Genomic DNA, 359 nt, shown 5'->3' on the forward strand with positions numbered 1-359 from the left:
CGAATCAGGTTTCCCAGAGACTCTCGTACTCCAGTACTCGCCGAAACGCAGGCGGGCTTAACTTCCGTGTTCGGGATGGGTACGGGTGTAAACCCCGCCGCTATGGCCGCCCTAACGCCGATCCGCGGAATCGAACCGCGCGAGGCCTGCGATCGGTTGGTCTCTAAGACTGTGTGTATGTGCGATCCAGATTGCGCCTGGACTCGTTCAACGAGTCGCAATGCGGTAATGATTGGTGGCTCGGTCAGTTAGTGCTCGCGGGCTGAACACCTCGTTGCCTCGGTGCGTACACCCCGAGTCTATCGAACTCGTCTTCTACGAGCGACCTCGGCGGTATCTCTTTTCCAGGTGGGTTTCCG

General features: G+C 58.8%; 2 rRNA genes. Both read right to left on the minus strand.

The features are described from left to right. A 5S ribosomal RNA gene (gene rrf / locus AB2U09_RS00040) occupies positions 1-114 on the minus strand; the annotation flags it as partial. A 114-nt stretch (positions 115-228) separates the two neighbouring features. After that, a 23S ribosomal RNA gene (locus tag AB2U09_RS00045) occupies positions 229-359 on the minus strand; the annotation flags it as partial.

It is taken from the genome of Halosimplex yunnanense, assembly GCF_054504345.1.